Origin of the sequence: Kitasatospora sp. MY 5-36 (assembly GCF_001182915.1) — a bacterium.
In the GTDB taxonomy this organism is placed as follows: domain Bacteria; phylum Actinomycetota; class Actinomycetes; order Streptomycetales; family Streptomycetaceae; genus Kitasatospora.
In genome coordinates this window covers 1-1,820 of record NZ_LFVW01001119.1, presented here as the reverse complement: position 1 = coordinate 1,820, position 1,820 = coordinate 1, and the positions used below count along the sequence as shown (strand labels likewise).

General features: G+C 75.9%; 1 protein-coding gene. It reads left to right on the top strand.

Translation table 11 applies throughout. The annotated features are described in order from the left end of the window. Positions 1 to 47: 47 nt before the first annotated feature. Positions 48 to 1,820 (top strand): type I polyketide synthase (locus tag AE652_RS40665; RefSeq protein ID WP_234348724.1); only part of this gene is annotated, 1,773 nt, incomplete at its 3' end.

Sequence of the window (1,820 nt, the reverse complement as noted above, 5' to 3'; positions counted from 1 at the left end):
CGACCGTCCCGGCAGCCGTCCCCGCGACCGCCGCCGTGACGGCCCCCGTGACAGCCCCCGTGACGGCCCCCGCCACCGGGCGCCGGCCCCTCCCGGACCGGCCCGGACGGGCCCCGGACACGCCGATCGCCGTGATCGGCGCGGCCGGACGCTTCCCCGGCGCCCGCGACCTCACCCAGTTCTGGGCGAACCTGCTGGCCGGGCGGGACTCCGTCACCGCCTTCCCGCTGGACCGCTACGACGAGGAGCAGCGCCGGGCCATCACCGCCCTGGACTTCCCCCGGCGGATGGGCGCCCTCGACGAGGTCGACGCCTTCGACGCGGCGTTCTTCCGGATCCTGCCGCGCGAGGCCGAACTGATGGACCCGCAGCACCGGCTGGTGCTGGAGACGGTGTGGCAGGCGCTGGAGGACAGCGCCCACCGGCCGAGCGAACTCCCCTCCAACACCGGGGTGTTCATCGGCGTCACCAACAACGACTACGCGACCCTGCTCAGCACCCGCGGGGTGCGGCCGGACGCCTTCACCGCGACCGGCACCAACCACTCGATCCTGGCCAACCGCATCTCCTACCTGCTCGACGTGCGCGGCCCGAGCGAGCCCATCGACACCGCCTGCTCCAGCTCGCTGGTGGCGGTGCACCGCGCCATGGAAGCCATCCGGTCCGGCGCCTGCGACCTGGCGATCGCGGGCGGGGTGAACGTCCTGCTCGACGCCGGCACCTTCGTCAGCGCCCACCGCGCGGGGATGCTCAGCCCGGACGGCCTGTGCCGCACCTTCGACGCCGACGCGAACGGCTACGTGCGCGGCGAGGGCGTCGGGGCCGTCGTCCTCAAGCCGCTGGCGGCGGCCGAGCGGGACGGCGACGCGATCCTCGGCGTGCTCCGGGGCAGCGCCTACAACCACGGCGGACGGGCCAACTCGCTCACCGCGCCGAACGCCGACGCCCAGGCCGAGCTGGTCACCGCGGCCGTCGGCGACCTCGACCCGGACACCATCGGCTACATCGAGACCCACGGCACCGGCACGGCCCTCGGCGACCCGGTCGAGGTCCGCGCGCTGCGCACGGCCTTCCGCCGACTCGGCCGCAGCGACGACGGCGCGTGCGGCCTGGGCTCGGTCAAGACCAACATCGGGCACCTGGAGTCCGCCGCCGGCATCGCCGGGCTGCTGAAGGTGCTGCTCTCGCTCCGGCACGGGGTACTGCCCGCGAACCGGCACCTGCGGCGGGTCAACCCGTTCGTCGAACTCGACGACGGGCCCTTCCACCTGGTCCGGGAGAACGAGCCCTGGCCGCGTCCGCGCGACCGCGACGGCCGGGACGGGCCGAGGCGCGCCGGGGTGAGCAGCTTCGGCTTCGGCGGCGTCAACGCCCATGTCGTGGTCGAGGAGTACGTCCCGGTCCGGGCCGGCCGGGAGGAGCCCGCCGGGGACGTCCTGGTGCCGCTCTCGGCGCGCACCCCGGGGCAGTTGACCGACCGGGCCCGGGACCTGCTGGCCTTCCTGGAGCGGTCGGAGGGGGTGTCCCTGCGCTCGGTCGCCTGGACCCTCCTGGCCGGCCGGGAGGAGATGGCCGAGCGGATCGCCTGGACGGTGTCCAGCGTGGCCCAACTCGCCGACCGTCTGCGGGAGTTCGTCGCCACCGGCGACCGGGGCGAGGCCGCCGGTCCGGCGGCGCGCTGGATCGCGGGCGAGGCCCTCGACCGGTCTGCCTGGACCGGCGGAGCGACGCCCGGCCGGGTGCGCCTGCCCGGGTACCCCTTCGCCCGGGACCGGTTCTGGCACCCGGAGGCCGAGCCCGCCCCGGCGCCCGCCCAGGCG